Below are 16,964 nucleotides of genomic sequence, written 5' to 3' on the forward strand. Positions count from 1 at the left end.
CAGTCGGATTACTGGTTACTGATCAATGTGCCTTTCAGGCCGTGCGGTTCGGAACGCAGGTACTGAGGCGGCGCTTTGGCCTGCGCGCCCAGTTCGGCGGCGGCGTGCCATGGCCAGCGTGGGTCATACAGCACCGCGCGTGCCAGCGCAATCAAATCGGCATCCTGCTCCTGCAGCGCCTGCTCGGCCTGTTTCGGTTCGGTAATTAGCCCCACGCCAATCACCGGAATCGAGACCTGCTGGCGAATCTCGCGGGCGAACGGCAACTGATAACCAGGGCCCACGCTGATTTGCTGCTGCGGTGCCAGGCCCCCGCTGGAGACGTGAATGTAGGCGCAGCCTGCGGCTTCGAGCTGCTGGCTGAAAACAATCGATTGCTGATTATCCCAGCCGCCCTCGATCCAGTCGGTGGCAGACAGCCGCACGCCAACCGGGATTTCCGCCGGCAGCGCAGCACGCAGCGCCTTAAACACCTCAAGCGGGAAACGCAGACGGTTCTCTAATGAGCCGCCATATTCATCGTCACGCTGGTTGCTGAGCGGCGACAGAAACTGGTGCAGCAAATAGCCGTGCGCAGCATGCAGTTCGACCAGCTGAATGCCGATGCGTACCGCGCGCAGGGCGCTATCAACAAAGGCCTGTTTCAGCTGCGCCAGATCCTGTTTGCTGAGTGCGGCCGGTGGACGCTCATCCTGTGCAAACGGCTGCGCAGACGGCGCCACGGTCTGCCAGCCGCCGTGTTCCTCAGAGAGCTGCGCACCGCCTTGCCATGGCGCAGCACAGGACGCTTTGCGCCCGGCGTGACCCAACTGAATGCCAATCGGCAGGGTAGCGTAGCGCCGCACGTCCTCCAGCACGCTGGCCAGCGCGGCTTCAGTGGCGTCGTCCCATAACCCCAGGTCGCCCGGCGTGATACGGCCAATGGCTTCCACCGCCGTCGCCTCGATAATCAGCAGTCCCGCGCCGGAGAGCGCCAGCTGGCCCAGATGAATGCGGTGCCAGGCCGTTGCCTGACCTTCTTCCGCTGAGTATTGGCACATCGGTGCAATCACAATGCGATTTTCCAGCGACAACTCGCCAAGCTGCGTCGCGCTAAACAGTAAACTCATGCATACCTCATATCCGCACGTTAATGACTCCCTACAGCATAGGAGCTGCAGCCGGATTTGCAGCAATGTCAGATGTAAGCGGCAATGACACCCATTAATTACAACATACTATTAGTAATTGATGTAATGGTGCCTGATTCGGCTAACGTGCCAGTAAGGCTAACTAGCGCCATTTATTCAAACCAGGGGCTGAGGCTAAACAGAATGCAAGCTAACGCTAAGGAATTCTGGACAGGCGTAAACCCAGCGGCCCAAAATAACTCCTCATGTTAAAGAGGGATCTGATTAAGTATTATCGAATCATCGGCTAATCAAAGGAACTGTGAAATGGATGAAGCACTACTCGCAATGATGCGTTCAAATGGGCGCAACAGGGCCTGGGCAGAATCGATGGTCAATCTTGAAGCCCGTAAGCTGATTGAAACGGCTAACCGTGAAGCCGGGTTTCACATCAGGGATGGACTTACACGACTCCAGTTTGTGCAGGAAATAAGGGATGTGATTGAAGAGCAGTTCTCGATCGCCCGGCGAGCAAAGTCTGATGAAGAGTGCATGGCCTGCGTAGAAAACCTCAGGGCAGAGACCGAAAATCTTGCAGAGCAGGGGCAAATGCTGCGCAGGAATACTGCGAAACTTTACGCCAAAGTGGAGTTCGTCCGGGAAAATAACAAAATTGTCGGTTATGTGATTTCTGCTGTTCATATTGTGGTATCAGGTGCAGCGCTGTTTGGCGGAATGATCATGATGTCGACAATGACTCCTTTAGGAATACTTGCCGGGGCGATACTTTTTGTTGATGGTATTAATGGGATCACAAAAGAGGCCAGCCATCTTCGTTACGGCGAACAATCCAAATCAGAGGGAATATTTGCAGACAGTTCTATGGAGGCTGCTAAGTATCTGGGTTTTAAACCTGAATCAGGGCTGGCATTTTATAATGCAGTAACCTTGAGTGCTAGTGTTTATAGTATTTTTGGTCTTGCAAGAAAGCCTGGTGCGTGGCGATTATTCAGATGGCTTCCTCGGGATTATTACCGAAAAGTTGAAACCATGAGCAAACCAAAATTAACGATGAAAATTGTTGGTTATGGTGTAAAAGCAAAAGTCATTTTTGACCTTTTGACCCCTGAGAATAACTGAACCTAACTCCGATTTATTCTTTTATAACGCCAGGATTTATAGGCAAGCACCGGCGGTTGTACAAATATTGCAACCGCGATACCGCAAAGTAGCCCGACAGAGCCAGCGAAAAGGTTTTCAGCTGAACCAAAGAGAACCAGCAAAACAAAAACGGCAAGGCAACCCGTTACAACAAAAGTCGCTATGATAAAGCGATTTGCCAAATCCTGGATGGTATCACCCATTGAACCACCGTAATTTTCGGTATTATTTTTAATTTTCTGGATATCTTTATGACTGAAGCCGGACTCCAGCAGTGATTCTTCGCTAATTTTCATGGATTTCATCCTTAAAATTCACCATAACATCACCGGTAAGTTTACCCGAAAACAGGCGATAAATCGCCATCTGCGAATCATGTTTCGATGTTAGTTAACTTAACTTTAAAACAGCAGCTTACGTCATTAGTCATGCTTGCTGGTTACTTGTAATCAATTTACCAGAGAAGCAGCACAAAACCGGCAGCGATGACCGGCGGCAGCAACACGTACGGCAGTACGGACAATTCTTCACTGAACGCATAGCCGGCTTTGTTGATACCTGTCCACATGTTGATGAATGCGATTATCACCCAGACGGCGATGAAACTTTTCGTGGTTAACTCACTGGGAAAAGGTTCTAAATGCCAGAGCCATCCAAATGCCAGGAAGATGCCAAATAGCGCAAAGCCACAGATAAGGATGACAACGGTGTGCATTTCCGGCGCTCCTGTTTGCGTGTTAAAGCGACCGGCGAGCGATCCCGCCGGTCACGCCTGTTATCCTTCACACGACGGTGCTTTTGCTGGTGTCAGAAGATCGGACAGTCCAACCCGATGTAGCATTTCGGCGCGCAAACGGTCGATGACCGCAAAGCCGATATTCGCGCCGTCTTCGGACGGATCGTTATGCACACGAAATGGACGCGTACCAAAAGGCATACCGACAACATCGGCAATCTGTGCTGCAACGCGCGCGGGATCGGCATCCTCCGGCACTATCCCCGCAAAGGCCTTTTGCACAACATCGCCGAATCCGGCATAAGGACCTGCTTCATACTCCGCGACACGCCCGGTGTCGGCAGGACTTCCTGAATGGGCAAAATGGTTCGTCCCTTTGGTAAAGGCTCCCGGCACGATGATTGTCGTCTCAATGCCGAATCGGCTGAGCTCGCGCGCATACTGAACGGCAAGCGTATCCATCGCCGCTTTGGCGGCAAAGTAAGGGGCCAGATAGGGCGGTTTGCCGCCGGTCACGCTGGAACTGGATATCCAGACCAGCAGGCCTTCACGTCGGGAGCGCATATGCGGCAGTATGGCCCGGTTGACGCGCTGCGTTCCCAGCACGTTAACGTCATATTGCTGGGCGAACTGCTCTGGCGTGAAGGCTTCGGCCGGGCCGAACATCATGTGGCCAGCATTGTGTACCACCACATCGAGCTTCCCGGCGTCGGATATTACCGTTTCAATGGCAGCATCAACAGATATGTCGCTCTGAACATCAAGTTCCAGCGGCCGCAGGTCAATTCCCTCCCGCGTGGAAAGTTCGCTTAACTGGCGGACATTTGCGGCATTACGGCCCGCAATATCCCGCATTGATGCATAAACGGTATGGCCAGCACGAGCCAGCGCTTCGGCAGTCAGGCGACCGAAGCCGCTTGACGATCCGGTCACAAGGATAATCTTCTGAGACATAACAGTACTCCTTTGACTCAATCTGCAGTTTGCGGCTCAGACCATTCCGCCATTGGCGCGCAGGATCTGTCCGTTCATCCAGCTGCCCTGTGATCCGGCGAGGAAAGAAACAACACTGGCGATATCCTCAGGGGTGCCGAGGCGTTCCAGCGGGTTCATTTTGGACATGCGCGCGATCAGTTCATCGCTTTTCCCGTTGAGGAAGAGGTCGGTCGCAGTCGGACCGGGCGCGACGGCATTGACGGTGATGCTGCGTCCGCGCATCTCTTTGGACATGATGGTTGTCAGTGTTTCGACGGCCGCCTTGGTCGCGGCATAGATGCCATAATTCTCAAGCTTAAGCCCGACAACCGACGTGGAGAAGTTGATGATGCGTCCCCCAGAACGCAGGCGGTTTGCCGCTTCGCGCAGGGTGTTAAACGTTCCCTTCAGATTGATGTCGATCTGCTTGCTAAAACTCTGATCGTCGGCGCTGGCCAGCGGAGACAGCATCATTACGCCGGCATTATTGACGAGCACATCAATAGCGCCAAACGCAGACTCGGTTAAATCGAACATGCGTTTGACCTGGCTGGCATCAGCAACGTCCGCCTGCGCGGTGATGGCTCTGCCACCGGCGGCTTCGATCTCCTCAACCACGGCGGCAGCAGCCTCTGCGTTGCCGGCATAGTTCACCACGATGGCAAAGCCGTCCGTAGCAAGCTGCCTGGCAATGGCGGCACCAATTCCGCGGGATGCACCGGTTACGATTGCAACTTTCTCTGAAGCAGACATAGATATTCTCCTATTTTCGCGCGGTATCGCGCCTGAACACGGAGAAACTCTAGCACTGTATCTTTTCCGTATAATCAGTCACTATCTGGTATCAGAATCCGATAATGACGAACAATGCCATGGACAGAATTGATACGATGCGCGTTTTCACGCGTGTGGTAGCGCGCCGCAGCTTCACAAGGGCGGCGGAAGATCTCGGCCTGCCACGTTCGACCGTAACGGACGCGATTAAGCAACTTGAGTCGCGCCTCGGGATCAAGCTGCTGGAACGCACCACGCGTCACGTCAGCCCGACGCTGGACGGTGAAGCCTATTACAAGCGTTGCGTTTCTATACTGGACGATATCGAGGATGCCGAGGGGGCGTTTGCCGGCGCCCGGCCGAAGGGATTGCTGCGTGTCGATGTTCATGGCACGCTGGCAAGACATTTTGTTCTGCCGCATCTTCCTTGTTTCCTCGAAGCTTATCCTGATATCGAAATCTATCTGAGCGAGGGTGACCGGCTGGTCGATCTGGTGCGTGAGGGAATTGATTGTGTTTTGCGTGTCGGAACGCCGCAGGACAGTGATATGATCGCACGGTGCGTCGCCACGCTGGAAGAGGTCACGGTCGCTTCGCCCGGTTACGTCTCCCGGTTCGGGCTTCCGTCGGATCCGGATGAACTGCATTCCGGCCACAGGATGATCGGATTTCGCACCACGGGCAGCAGCGGCATACTCCCTCTGGCATTCAGGGTGGACGGCAAGCGCATCACCACGACGATCAAAACTTCAATTACCGTTAATGCGGCTGATACCTTTGTATCCGTGGCGCGCATGGGTCTCGGCATCATCCAGGTGCCGCGTTATCACGTGGAAGATGATCTGAAGACGGGGGCGCTTGTCGAATTGCTCAAAGCCTTTCCACCTGAACCGTCTCCCGTCTCTGTCCTGTATCCGCGCAACCGACAGCTATCACCCAGAGTCAGGGTCTTCATCGAATGGCTTCAGGATCTCTTCCTGCAGCACGACGTGGATAGCCATGCCGGCAAGTAATCTGTGTGAAAATCGAAACGGTGCAGGGACGGCTGGCACCGTCACAGATTACACAGATATTGATAGAGCTCCGCGTCCCGCTGATCTGGCGTAAAGCGCGGGCAGCTGTGGCACTGCTGGCTCAGCGTGCGGTAGTGCTGCAGTAAACCAAGTTCACGCAGCATGCGCAGCCAGCCCATCGGGCCATAACACTGCTGCTCATAAATTTTGTCGCGGATACTTTTCACGTCCACGCGCAGCAGCGTGGCGTTAAGGTCACTGTAATCCGGGTGCTTTTTGGTGCCGCCGACCTGTTTGAACAGGAAATTGCGCTCGTAAAACGCAGCAACCTTCTCTTTGACCTGGATAAAGATGTCATCCACCTGTTCAATGAAAATGGTGTAGATCATGATTTTCAGGTACAGCATAAACACAATATTTTCACTGTCTGCCTGATAGCGTACCGACAGCGTGCCAAGCTCTACCACTTTGCGCTTTTCCAGCTGCAGGGCGGCCATCTCTTCACGAAAAAGTTTGCTGCACGGCAAACGGTTATTGTGATTGGCGATGACGCTTAGCGTGCCGAGGATATCCTGGCCTTTGCGGGCGAGAAACAGCGTGCTTTCCGGATTCAGCAGCCCTTCGTTATAGAGAAAAATTGAGCGTTTTTCCTTAACGATTCCACTGCGCCGGTACTGTTCATTGGTCACCTCCATCCCTTTAAGGAAGTCAATCAATCCGCTTGCCGGTGTAATGCTAATGCGCTGATCGATACCATTAAGTATCCTGCACATTCTGTGGGTTCTTTTTGTCAGTACGCCATCAGAGATAGCGCTGCTAATCACTGATTTCCTTGTTAAATGCACTGTAATCCTCAACCAGTCCACATTAAAGTTTCGCTAATATAATAAATATAATTTAATGATTGAATAAATTTTTGCTGCAAATTTAGATCTTCAGAAAAGCGTGGCGGCAGGGGATAAGGCGCGTTACAGGGGAGAAAATACCGGCGGTAACAACCGGAACGACAGCAGGGTTAATGATTAGCGTGATTTAATATTCGTGGCGGGACCAGCAGCATGGCGCTTGCTGATTTCAACGCCTCGCCGCGACAAAGGATTTTAACTGGTCAATAAACGCTCTCAGCGAGGCCGACATATGGGGATTGTTAACGTAATAGAGATGAAGTCCTGAAAATACCGCAGACCACTCGCCCAGTACCTGCCTGAGTTCGCCGCGTTCAATCCAGGGTTGGGCGAACTGATCGCTGGCGATTTATGCAGCATTCACCCGTCGTCCAGTGGCCATCGCCACGCCTGACATCATTACCGTCTTTAATCCTGAAAATCCCGTCGCTGATTATGTGCTTAACTTAGCGTTAACACGGCAACAGGGTGAAACATGACGTTTAAAAGGAAAAATGAAGCGGCAATCATTTCAGGTTCCTCGCTGCTGCGCAGTATTTTGCTGTCCGGCGGATTGCTGATATGCGCGATCATTGCGCTCACCCTGTGGACGCTGCGCGAAGACTGGCACGGCGCGGTGCGCCAGACGGAAGAGATGGCGGTCAATCTTTCCCTGTCACAGTCACGTCAGGCGGAAGATACCGTGCTCCAGACCGAACTGGCCCTGCGTGAAGTGCAGCGCGACCTGCAGGCGCAGCCGCTGGAAAAGCTAAACGCCGCCAACCTGAGCCAGATTATGCGCGATCTGCAAAGCCGTCTGCCGCAGCTGCATGGGCTGTTTTACTATGATGAGCAGGGATGCTGGATCGCCACCTCCACGCGCAGCGTGCCGGTGGGCACCAACAACTCTGACCGTGAATATTTCCGCTATCACCGCAACAACAGCCGTGACAGTTTGCACATCGGCCCGGTGATCCGCAGCCGCAGCACTGGCGATCTGGTTATTCCGGTTTCTCTGCGCGTCAGCGATGCAGCGCGTGATTTCAAAGGCATCCTGTTAGCCACCATTAAAGTGGATTATTTCCGCCGTTTTTACAGTTACTACGAACTGGGGCCGCGCGACGTGCTGGTACTGATGCTGGCAGACAGCACGGTGCTTTATGCCCGTCCGATGCCCGACAGCTATATCGGCAAGAGTCTCTCCGCCAGCCATCTGTTCCAGCAGATGCTGGTGAAAGCCGATCGCGGCAGCGGCGAGTGGAACGCGGCGCTGGATGGCCAGGTGCGCATCTTCGGCTTCGCCAGCTCAGAACGCTATCCGCTGGTGGTCGCGGCCGGTTACGACAAGCGCAATCTGTATCTGCGCTGGGTGAAAGGAAGACTGCAGGATATTTCCCTGAACGTGGCGCTGCTGGTCGCGATTATCCTGCTGGGACTGTTTGTCATTCGTCAGGCTCGGCATAGCCAGCATTATCAGGAAGCGCTGCTCAAACTAAAAAACGACCTCGCCGATGCCAATCATCATCTTGATCAGCTGGCGTTTTTCGATGGGCTGACCGGTCTGGCTAACCGCAGACAGTTTGACCGCTTTTTGCAGAATGCTTTGCATAATCTGCGGGAAAAATCAGCACCGGTGTCACTGATATTAATGGATATTGACTACTTCAAACACTACAACGATCGCTACGGGCACGTGGCAGGCGATCACTGTTTACGCCAGGTGGCCGACGCGCTCAAACGCCTTAAGCTACGGCAGAGCGACATGGTCGCGCGCTATGGCGGCGAGGAGTTTGCCATCATCCTCGCCGGTGCCGATCAGCAGGCGGCGCTGAATATTGCGCGTCAGGCAGTACAGGTGATTGCTGACCTGCATCTGCCTCACGCCGCCTCCGCACTGCCCGATGCGCAGGTGACGCTCAGCGCGGGCTGTGCGACCACCTGGCATGACGATCAGGCCGGCAACCTGATCGAGCATGCTGATGCGGCGTTGTACCAGGCCAAGCATAGCGGACGCAATCAGGCGCAGGCCTGGCGGGCAGTGAGTGATTAACGGTTAAAACCTGGAATGAAGCGTGAAACATCGACTTCCATAAACTGCGAGCGCTGGAAGTTGTGTTTCAGGTCATACGGCACCGTACAGTCAAAAATGGTTTTACAGGTGATGCCATGAGCGCGAATCGAGTTGCTGAAGGCCGGATCCTGTGAGGGATCGAGCGGGTGACAGCGCACGCCGGGAATGAAGATGGTATCCGCGTCGCCCTGATAACGCGTGGTCATCGCCCAAATCACGTCATTTAAGTCGAACACATCAACATCTTCATCGACCAGGAACACGTGCTTCAGCTCTGAAAAGGCCGAGAAAGCCAGCAGGGCAGCCTGACGCTGGCGTCCCTCATCCTGTGGGCCGCGCTTATTGATTTGCAGCACCGCAACATATTTCCCGGTGCCTGGCGAAGGGCAATGTACATTCTTCACCAGACCCGGTAACGCACGCTCAACCATATCGAGAATGCTGGCTTCGGTCGGGATTCCGGCCAGATTGGTGTGCTCGTCGCTCGGTCCGATGCAGGTTTGCAGGATGGGATTTTTGCGGTGCGTCACGGCTTTGACTTTAATCACCGGCACTGCCGCCTGCGCTTCACCGGTATAACCCGGGAATTCCGGCATCGCTTTACCGCTATGGGTATGCTGATCTTCCTGTACGCGATAATCCGGCACCAGTTCACCCTCAATCACGATCTCTGCATGGGCAATGGCGCGGGCATCAACGGCGACACCCTTAACCAGCTCAACCGCCCGACCGCGCAAGCCCCCGGCTATCGCCAGCTCATCAAAACCGAGCGGTGTGGTCGGCGGCTCGAAACAGGCACCAATTTCGATGGCCGGATCGACGCCAATACTGATGGTAATCGGCAACGCTTTGCCCGCCTGCTCAGCCTTAATGCGGAACTGATCAAGATGGCGGCCCGGCACAAAGTACATCGAGATCTCATCTTTGCCCTGCACACACAAGCGGTGAATAGTGACGTCATGTTCGCCGGTTTCCGGATCGGCGGCATAACACATCCCCATGGTGAAATAGGGGCCGGCATCTTCAGGCGTGTTGGTTGGCGCGGGCAGCAGGCGGCGGATATCAAAACCGTCATCCGTGGCGAGGTGCACCACTTCCTGACAAACTGCCTGCTGCTGGCTTATTTCCACCGGTGCTATGGCGTTATGTACCGATGAACGCAACAGATGCGCCAGCTTTTCTTTCGGCACTCCTAGCAGGCGCGCCACGCGCTGCCGTGAAGCCAGCAAACCAATCAGTACGCGAAAGTTGTCGTAACCTCTGATGTGATTAAACACCATCGCCGGTCCGGTCTGCGTGGGACGCATCACGGTACCGCCCGCGCCAACGTAACGATAGACACCGGACAGTTCCGCTTCGGGATTCACCGGTTCATCGGTCTCAATATACTCACCATCAAATTGTTTCAGCAGTTCAATGGCAGAACGCAGATCGTAAACCTCACTGCTGTGCGAAGAGGGAGATGTGTTTGACATAGGCTGTTCCTTAATTTGAGAGTGTCAGGTCATCACTGGCGGGATGCAAACCCTGCCAGCGCGTGGCGCCAGCAGTGTCGATGCCAAGCTGATCCAGCACGCGACCCACGATATGATTTTCCACATCGGCAATCGTGGCCGGATGGTTGTACCAGGCCGGCACAGGGGGAATCAGGCTGACGCCCATGCGTGACAGCGCCAGCATGTTTTCCAGATGAATGGTGTTAAGCGGGGTTTCGCGCGGTACCAGAATCAGTTTGCGCTGCTCTTTCAGGATGACATCGGCGGCGCGGCCAATCAGCCCTTCCGCATACCCGCTGCGGATACCGGCCAGCGTTTTCATGCTGCAGGGAATAATCACCATCCCGTCGGTGACAAATGAGCCCGAAGAGATAGTGGCGGCCTGGTCACCGGCCGGATGAAACACATCGGCCAGCTGTTTGATGTCGTTGAGAGAACAGTTGGTTTCATGTTCCAGCGTCACTTTTCCCCAGCGTGACAAAATGAGGTGCGTTTCGATATGCGGAATGTCCGCCAGCTGCCGCAGTAATCGCAGCGCGAGTGGGGCACCGGTGGCACCGGTTACGCCGACAATGATGCGCATAAGGCCTCCTGTGAAAGGCAAAAATTTTCCGGCGCGTTCCTGCCGTCGCCGTCCTGCAGGCAAAGATAATGCGCTCGCTAATTAGGGTCTAATTGGTATTATGCTTTTATTAATAACGAATCCTTATCAGGTGTGGCATGGATTACCGTAAGCTGCGTTCTTTTCTGGCACTCGCCGATACGCTGCATTTCGCGCGGGCGGCGGCGGCGGTCAACATCACGCAACCGGCGTTGTCTCAGCATATTCAGGCACTGGAGCAGCAGTGGGGCGTGAAGTTATTTGCGCGCGACAAGCGTAAGGTGAATCTGACGCGCGAAGGCGCATTGCTGCTCGGGGAAGTCCAGCAGACGGTGCAGCGTGTGGAGCATCTGCAGGACACGATTAAGCAGGTGGCCGCCGGACGACGCGGCATGTTACGCATAGGCTATGTGGGCACGTCCATGCTGGAGCCGGCGCTGGTCAAAATTATCCGTGCCTTCAGACGTGATTTTCCGCAGATCGCGCTGCAACCCGTGGAGTACAGCGTCAACCAACAGCTAAGCCTGCTGGAGAGCGGCGATTTGGATATCGGCATCCTGCGCGGGCCGCTGCCCGAACGTCGCCAGATTAGCCGGCAAATTCTGCATCAAACCTCGCTGTGTGCGGTGCTGGCCGACGACCATGCGCTGGCGCAGCAGACCTGCGTCACGCTGGCTGATTTAGCGGCGGAACCGCTGATTTTGCAGGAAGATCCGGAAGGTATCGGGCTGGGTGGCGCGGTACTTAATCTCTATGCCGCCGCCAGGCAGATTCCCGCCAGCGTGCTCCGCGCGCGCGATGTGGCCACCGCCGTCGACCTCGCCGCGCTGGGGCTGGGCGTGACCTTCATCCCCCACGCCCCGGAGAGATTTTTGCGGCAGGATGTGGCACTGCTGCCGCTGGCGCAGCAGGATGTCACGACGGCACTCTACCTGTGCTGGAAAACCGGCGCGGCCAACCCGGAGATCCGGCGCTTTGCCGGGTACGCGCAGTCACACTATGGTGAGGAACCCGCTGCGTAATCAGCCGGGCATTCCAGCCTCAGCGGCGTTATGGGGATCAATACGGCGAATTGCTATGCCATATCGGCTAAATTGTGATTCACTGACGTATCTATTGTCAGATTATGCGTGAGAAGCGCAGTCATGAAGCCAACACTGAATCAGCTAATGAGTTTTTGTACCGTGGCAGAAGTGGGAAATATAGGCCGGGCAGCAGACAAGCTGAATATTTCGCAGCCACCGCTAAGCAGACAAATAGCCCAGCTCGAACGTGATGTGGGTGCGAAACTGTTTACCCGTAATGCCAAAGGCATGAAACTTACCTTTGCCGGCGAGCAATTCCTGAAAGATGCTTACGCCGTATTAAGAATGATGCAGCAGGCGTGTAGTAATGTGCAGGCTGTTTCAGAAGGGCAAATGGGATTGATTAAGCTGGGCGCAACCATGTACGCATCGTACAGTGTGGTGCCGCAACTGGTCATGAAACACAGAATGAATTATCCCAGTATTGATCTGCAATTTCAGGAAATGATCCCGACCGGGTTAAACGCTGCGCTGGAGGATGGGCGGCTGGACGTTGCGATCAGCTTTTCGGAAGTCACCAGCTCCGCGATTAACTCGCTGGTGTTATTGCGTGAACCGTTAATTGTCGCGCTTCCTGCGGATCATCCCCAGGCTAATGTCGAAAATTTCGCCCTGGAAACGTTGGCCAATGACCCGTTTATCATCGTGCCTCGCCCTATGTCGCCGCTGCTTTATGACAGGATTTTTAATCAGTGCCTGAAAGCCGGTTTTAGTCCACATATTGGCGTTGAGGTTTCGGTCCAGCAAACCATCGTTAATTTCGTCGCTCATGGATTAGGGGTGGCCATCATCCCGGCAAGTATGGCGACGGCGCAGATAAGAGGCATTAATTATCGGAGAATTGCGGACGCAAATACCATCGAAAATATCCTGATGTGGTCTTCTAATAATAAAAATCCAGCGCTGGAACACTTTATTAACCAATGCCGTGCTCTCGCAGAGGAGTTAAGCACGGCATCGGATACCCGCATCAGTTCTTAGCAATCACGATTTCGATCAGGCTGGGTTTACCGCTGGCGATAGCCTCCTCGACAGCCGCAGCGATCTGTGAAGCCACCTCAATCTTACGCGTTTTCAGCCCCAGCGCGGTGCCAAGTGCCTGATAATCAATCACAGGATCTACCAAATCCATGGCGATAAAGCGATTGGTTTGCGCCGAGGTATAATCTTCTTTAGACCGCATAAAGTTCTTAAGAACATTATATTCAGTATTGTTCATCACAATAAAGGTTACCGGCAATTGCTCATGGGCGGCGGTCCACAGCGACTGAGGCGAATACATTGCCGCACCATCCCCCACAAAACAGACAACAGGGGCTTTGCCCAGTCCGAGGGAATATCCCACTGCAGCGGGCATTCCCCAGCCCAGACCGCCACCGCGCATAAAAGCATATTGATCTGCTCTGTTACTCGACAGCGATCTACGCAGCGATTGTGAGGTCGCAATGGCCTCGTCAACAATTGTTATATCCGGACCAATAGCGCGCGCGGCCTCAAATGCGGCGATCAATGGCGTGATCTTCGTGGCGGACTGCTGCTCTTGTACCGACTGTAATAAGTTCTCTTTAGTTTGTTCGAACTGTGCTGCAGCAGCCGCGAAACGACGCTGATAATCCGGGCGATTATGCGCGGTAGCCTCTTTCAGCACAGGTAGCAGCACCGCCAGCGATAATTTAATATCGCCGAGAGTTGAGAGCTCGCTACGATAAGTTCGTCCCAAATCGCCTGCATCGGCTGAGAGCTGGAACACTTTACAATGCTCCGGCACGGCACGCCCCTCGGTGTAGAGGATGGTGATGAGCGATTTACCGCCGAGCGCAAAGATTGCATCGTATTGATCAAGCGCTTTGGCAATATCCGTCGCCTGAGTAGAGAGATTGCCTCGCCACAGAGGATGCGCGGTGGGATACGGAATCCGATTCGGCCAGGTTGAGCCATAAACGTCAGCGGCCAGCAACTCAGCCAGTGCGACAACTTCCGCAGCCGCGCCGCTTTGATGAATCTCATCGCCGGCAATAATCGCGACCTTGCCGGGGGTAAAGGCGGCTAATTTTTTGGCTAACAGCGGCAGTGAACCTGCGACCGCTTTACGATCAACGTTAGACGGCGCGCCGATGTCGACGGCGCTCATGGCTTCCATCACATCCATCGGTAAAGAGAGAAAAACCGGGCCTTTAGGCGCAGCGTCCGCATCATGAAAAGCACGGCGAACCAGGATTGGCAGCTGGTCAACGCTGGTGACTTCCTTCGACCATTTGGAAAAAATCTTACCCATACTCACTAAATCCCCCAACAGCAGGGGATCGGTGATGCTGTGGCGTAAATCCTGCTGGCCAGCCGTCACCACTAATGGCGTTTGCGAGCAAACCGCATTATGCAGATTGCCCATGCCGTGTCCCAGACCGCCGGCCGTGTGCAGATTGAGAAAACCGGGCTTACCGGCGGCCTGCGCGTAACCATCGGCCATCGCAACCGCACTGGCTTCCTGCAAGGCAAGCACATAGTTGATGTTGGGATTTCGGAGAAGGGCGTCCATGAACGGTAATTCAGTCGTACCTGGGTTACCGAACACATACTCAACGCCTTCGCTCTCTAACACTTCCAGCAGGACATCACCACCGCGGCGTACCGGGGTGTCGTTTAATTTTGCAATGGGTTTATTCATCGTTGTTCACCTCTGACTATCGATTAATAATCCGCCAGTTTCCGGGCTGAATTTATCTTAGAAGCAGGGTGAGCGTTGATTCCAATACTAAGATTAGCCTGTTTGATACCCTAAAAGGTATGGCAGTGAGATGAAGCAGGCGGCGCGGTACTATGTCAGGGAACTGGCAAAGGTACCGCGTCATTAAACAGCACCTTTAGGTGGCAGGGCAGTTGAGCAGGCCGCCCACGGGTAAACCAGGCAAATCGTTATTCTTTAGCGTTCTGTTGCGCAACGGCATGTCTTTGGGTTCGTGAACGAATTGTTAAACCAAATGATGCTGAAATCATAAAACCAGGCAGACTACAAATGATGACGAGATTAAGCCCATTTGTGCATTACCCTTCCTGTGAAACAGGAACGAATTAACGCACAAAAATCCCAGCCTACACAGAGTTATTCTGGCCGTGCATGAATAAATTTCTTGTTATCATTTCCAGCCCACATTCGTACATATAATCTTTATCTGTTATGAAGAAAGGACTGTTTTTATTTAACTGAGGTAGCGAGCTCTCCTGCTGTTCTTCAAGGACAAAACCGACGGTAAATTTTGACGCAGTCATCAAGGCGAGCGTCGCATCCTGCTCAGCAATGCCCTGGCGCATCAGAACGCCCAATTTTTGCTCGAGTCTACCCGTGTCGTCACCAGGTACATGATAAGCATGCAGACGTGCACCGTCACGATAACAAAGCAGGGCCTGACGAAATGATTTCATGTTGTTTATAAACCATTTTTTTAGATTTTCATCTTCATCAGGCAACGGAAAATCCCTGTGTGACTGCATAGCTTCAACGGCCATAGCCTGTAGCAACATCTCCTTATTTTTGAAATGCCAGTACAAAGCGGGTTGCTCTACACCCAGTCTCCTGGCAATTTTTCTCGTACTGACGCCTTCTATCCCAGCCTCATCCAGTAACTTCAAGCCTTCAGTCACGATAACAGCAGCGCTTAGATTTTTTTTCATAGACCTCTCAACTTATCAGTGATAAGTTGCAATTTATCACTGATAAGTTCTTCATTAAGTGGTTAGGCAAAAATTGAAACCAAGGGGATTTTATGTCAGTTGAAGGTGGTAATGATACAGTAGTTTTGATCGTGGGAGGTGGTATCGTGGGCCTCTCTGCAGCCTTGTTTCTGCACCAAAACAATGTCCCATTTATCCTGATAGAAAAAGGCTCATCACTGTCAGCGTTACCGCGAGCAAGAGGCTTTTCTGCAAGGACGATGGAGTTGTTTCGTAGTGTGGGCCTTCAGGATGCAATAGTAAAAGTGTCAGTATCTGCGTGGAAGCGGGGCAAATTTGGCGGAGCAAGGCGCGGAGTTTCAATGCTTGAATCAACCCCGCTTGTCGAAGCGGATGTTAAGCGATTACATTCGGAAGCAGATCCGTCACCCTGTAAATTGACGGCATGCCCACAAACGCTGATTGAACCGATATTATATGAGGCTTTATTGGCCCGGCAGCAAAATCTCCGTTTCGGCTGGGAATTGATAGAAATAACAGAAAATCAGAATAATGTTACTGCCATAGCCAAAGATTCCCATGGTGTATTGCATGTCATCTCTGCCAGCTGGCTTTTCGCTGCAGATGGAGCCAGAAGCAGTGTCAGAAGAGCATTGGGTATAGAACGGAGAGGGATTGAGGCCAACCGATATTACCTGAATATTTTTTTTGAAGCGGAGCTTACAGTGATGTTAAAGAAAAAACCTTCAGCCATTGTGAAGTGAGTAATGAGGGGGCTGACGCTCAGTCGAACGAAAACTCACGTTAAGCAATATTGTCTTCCTCGATTGCCCCTTTTAGTAGCATTAAATGGCCTTTTTTACTCATATTGCCTGCATAAAGGAATGATGACCCAGCATATTAATTATCCACAATAAAGCGGGGAAACCGTGCGATAGATTCATCATGTCAACGCCAGGGCCACTGACCGATTTTTGCCATTCTCGTTGTTATTAAGCGTTTCGCCTTATGCCCGACGCTGATCCAGTGCAGCCAGTATATAAACTGTGTTCCACAGCACTACGGAGTTGGTCATCAGCCCCATCAGAAAAGCAATTAAGGGGCCTAAATATGAACTATGAGGCAGCGTCGAAGGCAAGCTGGCGAAGCTTATGGCCTAATGCGTTTGACCACGACTTCCCGTTGCCTTTCCGTCGGTTATTTCTATAACACAAGGCTGCTGATGGCGGCGTCCACCACGGCGACAGTCGTCAGGACGCCCGCCACAATCAGCCAGCCCCACCCTTTACGCTGACGCAGGGCCAGCAGGGTGGCACCAGTGAAACAACTGACGGGGATAAAGGTCAGGATCACAATCAGCATAAGCGTGATAATTTGCGTGTCGCGCATG

17 protein-coding genes are annotated in these 16,964 nt (G+C 53.3%); 6 read left to right on the forward strand and 11 right to left on the reverse strand.

From position 1 onward, the window contains the following. Positions 1-8: 8 nt before the first annotated feature. Positions 9-1,109, reverse strand: coding sequence for an NADH:flavin oxidoreductase/NADH oxidase (locus C1N56_RS20325; protein WP_394517665.1), 1,101 nt, complete (start codon positions 1,107-1,109; stop codon positions 9-11). A 327-nt stretch (positions 1,110-1,436) separates the two neighbouring features. Between C1N56_RS20325 and C1N56_RS20330 the strand changes: the two genes are divergently transcribed. Continuing rightward, the gene (locus C1N56_RS20330; RefSeq protein WP_394516479.1) at positions 1,437-2,249 is read left to right on the forward strand and encodes a DUF4225 domain-containing protein; all 813 of its coding nucleotides are present in this window, start codon (positions 1,437-1,439) and stop codon (positions 2,247-2,249) included. 2 nt (positions 2,250-2,251) lie between these two features. Here C1N56_RS20330 and C1N56_RS20335 read toward each other — a convergent pair whose 3' ends face one another. From C1N56_RS20335 to C1N56_RS20350, 4 genes are all read right to left on the reverse strand, one after another. Further along, positions 2,252-2,566 carry a hypothetical protein gene (locus tag C1N56_RS20335; RefSeq protein ID WP_241798227.1) on the reverse strand — a complete coding sequence of 105 codons (315 nt, stop codon included), beginning with the start codon at positions 2,564-2,566 and terminating at the stop codon, positions 2,252-2,254. A gap of 158 nt (positions 2,567-2,724) precedes the next feature. Continuing rightward, entirely contained in the window at positions 2,725-2,985 is a 261-nt protein-coding gene (locus C1N56_RS20340) for a hypothetical protein (RefSeq protein ID WP_125311794.1), read from the reverse strand. Positions 2,986-3,045: 60 nt separating this feature from the next. Further along, a complete protein-coding gene (locus C1N56_RS20345; RefSeq protein WP_394517666.1) occupies positions 3,046-3,960 on the reverse strand; it encodes an SDR family oxidoreductase in 915 nt (304 codons plus the stop codon). 36 nt (positions 3,961-3,996) lie between these two features. After that, positions 3,997-4,734 carry an SDR family oxidoreductase gene (locus C1N56_RS20350; RefSeq protein WP_394517667.1) on the reverse strand — a complete coding sequence of 246 codons (738 nt, stop codon included), beginning with the start codon at positions 4,732-4,734 and terminating at the stop codon, positions 3,997-3,999. A 119-nt stretch (positions 4,735-4,853) separates the two neighbouring features. Here C1N56_RS20350 and C1N56_RS20355 point away from each other — a divergent pair, with 119 nt between their 5' ends. Continuing rightward, positions 4,854-5,768 carry a LysR family transcriptional regulator gene (locus C1N56_RS20355; RefSeq protein WP_394517724.1) on the forward strand — a complete coding sequence of 305 codons (915 nt, stop codon included), beginning with the start codon at positions 4,854-4,856 and terminating at the stop codon, positions 5,766-5,768. Between the two features lie 41 nt (positions 5,769-5,809). Here the strand turns inward: C1N56_RS20355 and C1N56_RS20360 are convergent, their stop codons facing one another. Then, a complete protein-coding gene (locus C1N56_RS20360; RefSeq protein ID WP_155519933.1) occupies positions 5,810-6,457 on the reverse strand; it encodes an N-acyl amino acid synthase FeeM domain-containing protein in 648 nt (215 codons plus the stop codon). A 691-nt stretch (positions 6,458-7,148) separates the two neighbouring features. On the opposite strand from C1N56_RS20360, the gene C1N56_RS20365 reads away from it, so the two are divergent. Next, positions 7,149-8,702 (forward strand): diguanylate cyclase, encoded by a 1,554-nt coding sequence (locus C1N56_RS20365; protein WP_394517668.1) that lies wholly within the window; start codon positions 7,149-7,151, stop codon positions 8,700-8,702. Here C1N56_RS20365 and C1N56_RS20370 read toward each other — a convergent pair. Continuing rightward, positions 8,699-10,198 carry a UbiD family decarboxylase gene (locus tag C1N56_RS20370; protein WP_262264973.1) on the reverse strand — a complete coding sequence of 500 codons (1,500 nt, stop codon included), beginning with the start codon at positions 10,196-10,198 and terminating at the stop codon, positions 8,699-8,701. The genes C1N56_RS20365 and C1N56_RS20370 overlap by 4 nt on opposite strands. A gap of 10 nt (positions 10,199-10,208) precedes the next feature. Next, positions 10,209-10,802, reverse strand: a complete 594-nt coding sequence (locus C1N56_RS20375; protein WP_394517669.1) for a UbiX family flavin prenyltransferase — start codon at positions 10,800-10,802, stop codon at positions 10,209-10,211. Between the two features lie 137 nt (positions 10,803-10,939). Between C1N56_RS20375 and C1N56_RS20380 the strand changes: the two genes are divergently transcribed. Then, positions 10,940-11,842, forward strand: coding sequence for a LysR family transcriptional regulator (locus C1N56_RS20380; protein ID WP_394517670.1), 903 nt, complete (start codon positions 10,940-10,942; stop codon positions 11,840-11,842). Between the two features lie 123 nt (positions 11,843-11,965). Then, positions 11,966-12,886 carry a LysR family transcriptional regulator gene (locus tag C1N56_RS20385; protein WP_104093280.1) on the forward strand — a complete coding sequence of 307 codons (921 nt, stop codon included), beginning with the start codon at positions 11,966-11,968 and terminating at the stop codon, positions 12,884-12,886. Here the strand turns inward: C1N56_RS20385 and C1N56_RS20390 are convergent. Both C1N56_RS20390 and C1N56_RS20395 read right to left on the reverse strand, forming a co-directional pair. Continuing rightward, positions 12,876-14,570: a thiamine pyrophosphate-binding protein gene (locus tag C1N56_RS20390; RefSeq protein WP_394517671.1), complete on the reverse strand. Its 1,695-nt coding sequence runs from the start codon at positions 14,568-14,570 to the stop codon at positions 12,876-12,878. The two genes, C1N56_RS20385 and C1N56_RS20390, sit on opposite strands and share 11 nt — an antisense overlap. 425 nt (positions 14,571-14,995) lie before the next feature. Continuing rightward, on the reverse strand, positions 14,996-15,574 hold the full coding sequence (locus C1N56_RS20395) for a TetR family transcriptional regulator (protein ID WP_394517672.1): 579 nt from the start codon (positions 15,572-15,574) through the stop codon (positions 14,996-14,998). 92 nt (positions 15,575-15,666) lie between these two features. Here C1N56_RS20395 and C1N56_RS20400 point away from each other — a divergent pair, with 92 nt between their 5' ends. Continuing rightward, entirely contained in the window at positions 15,667-16,338 is a 672-nt protein-coding gene (locus tag C1N56_RS20400) for an FAD-dependent monooxygenase (protein WP_394517673.1), read from the forward strand. A gap of 439 nt (positions 16,339-16,777) precedes the next feature. Here the strand turns inward: C1N56_RS20400 and C1N56_RS20405 are convergent, their stop codons facing one another. Further along, positions 16,778-16,963, reverse strand: a complete 186-nt coding sequence (locus tag C1N56_RS20405; RefSeq protein WP_088516916.1) for a hypothetical protein — start codon at positions 16,961-16,963, stop codon at positions 16,778-16,780. Between the last annotated feature and the right edge of the window lies 1 nt (position 16,964).

Source organism: Pantoea sp. SGAir0175 (genome assembly GCF_043547855.1).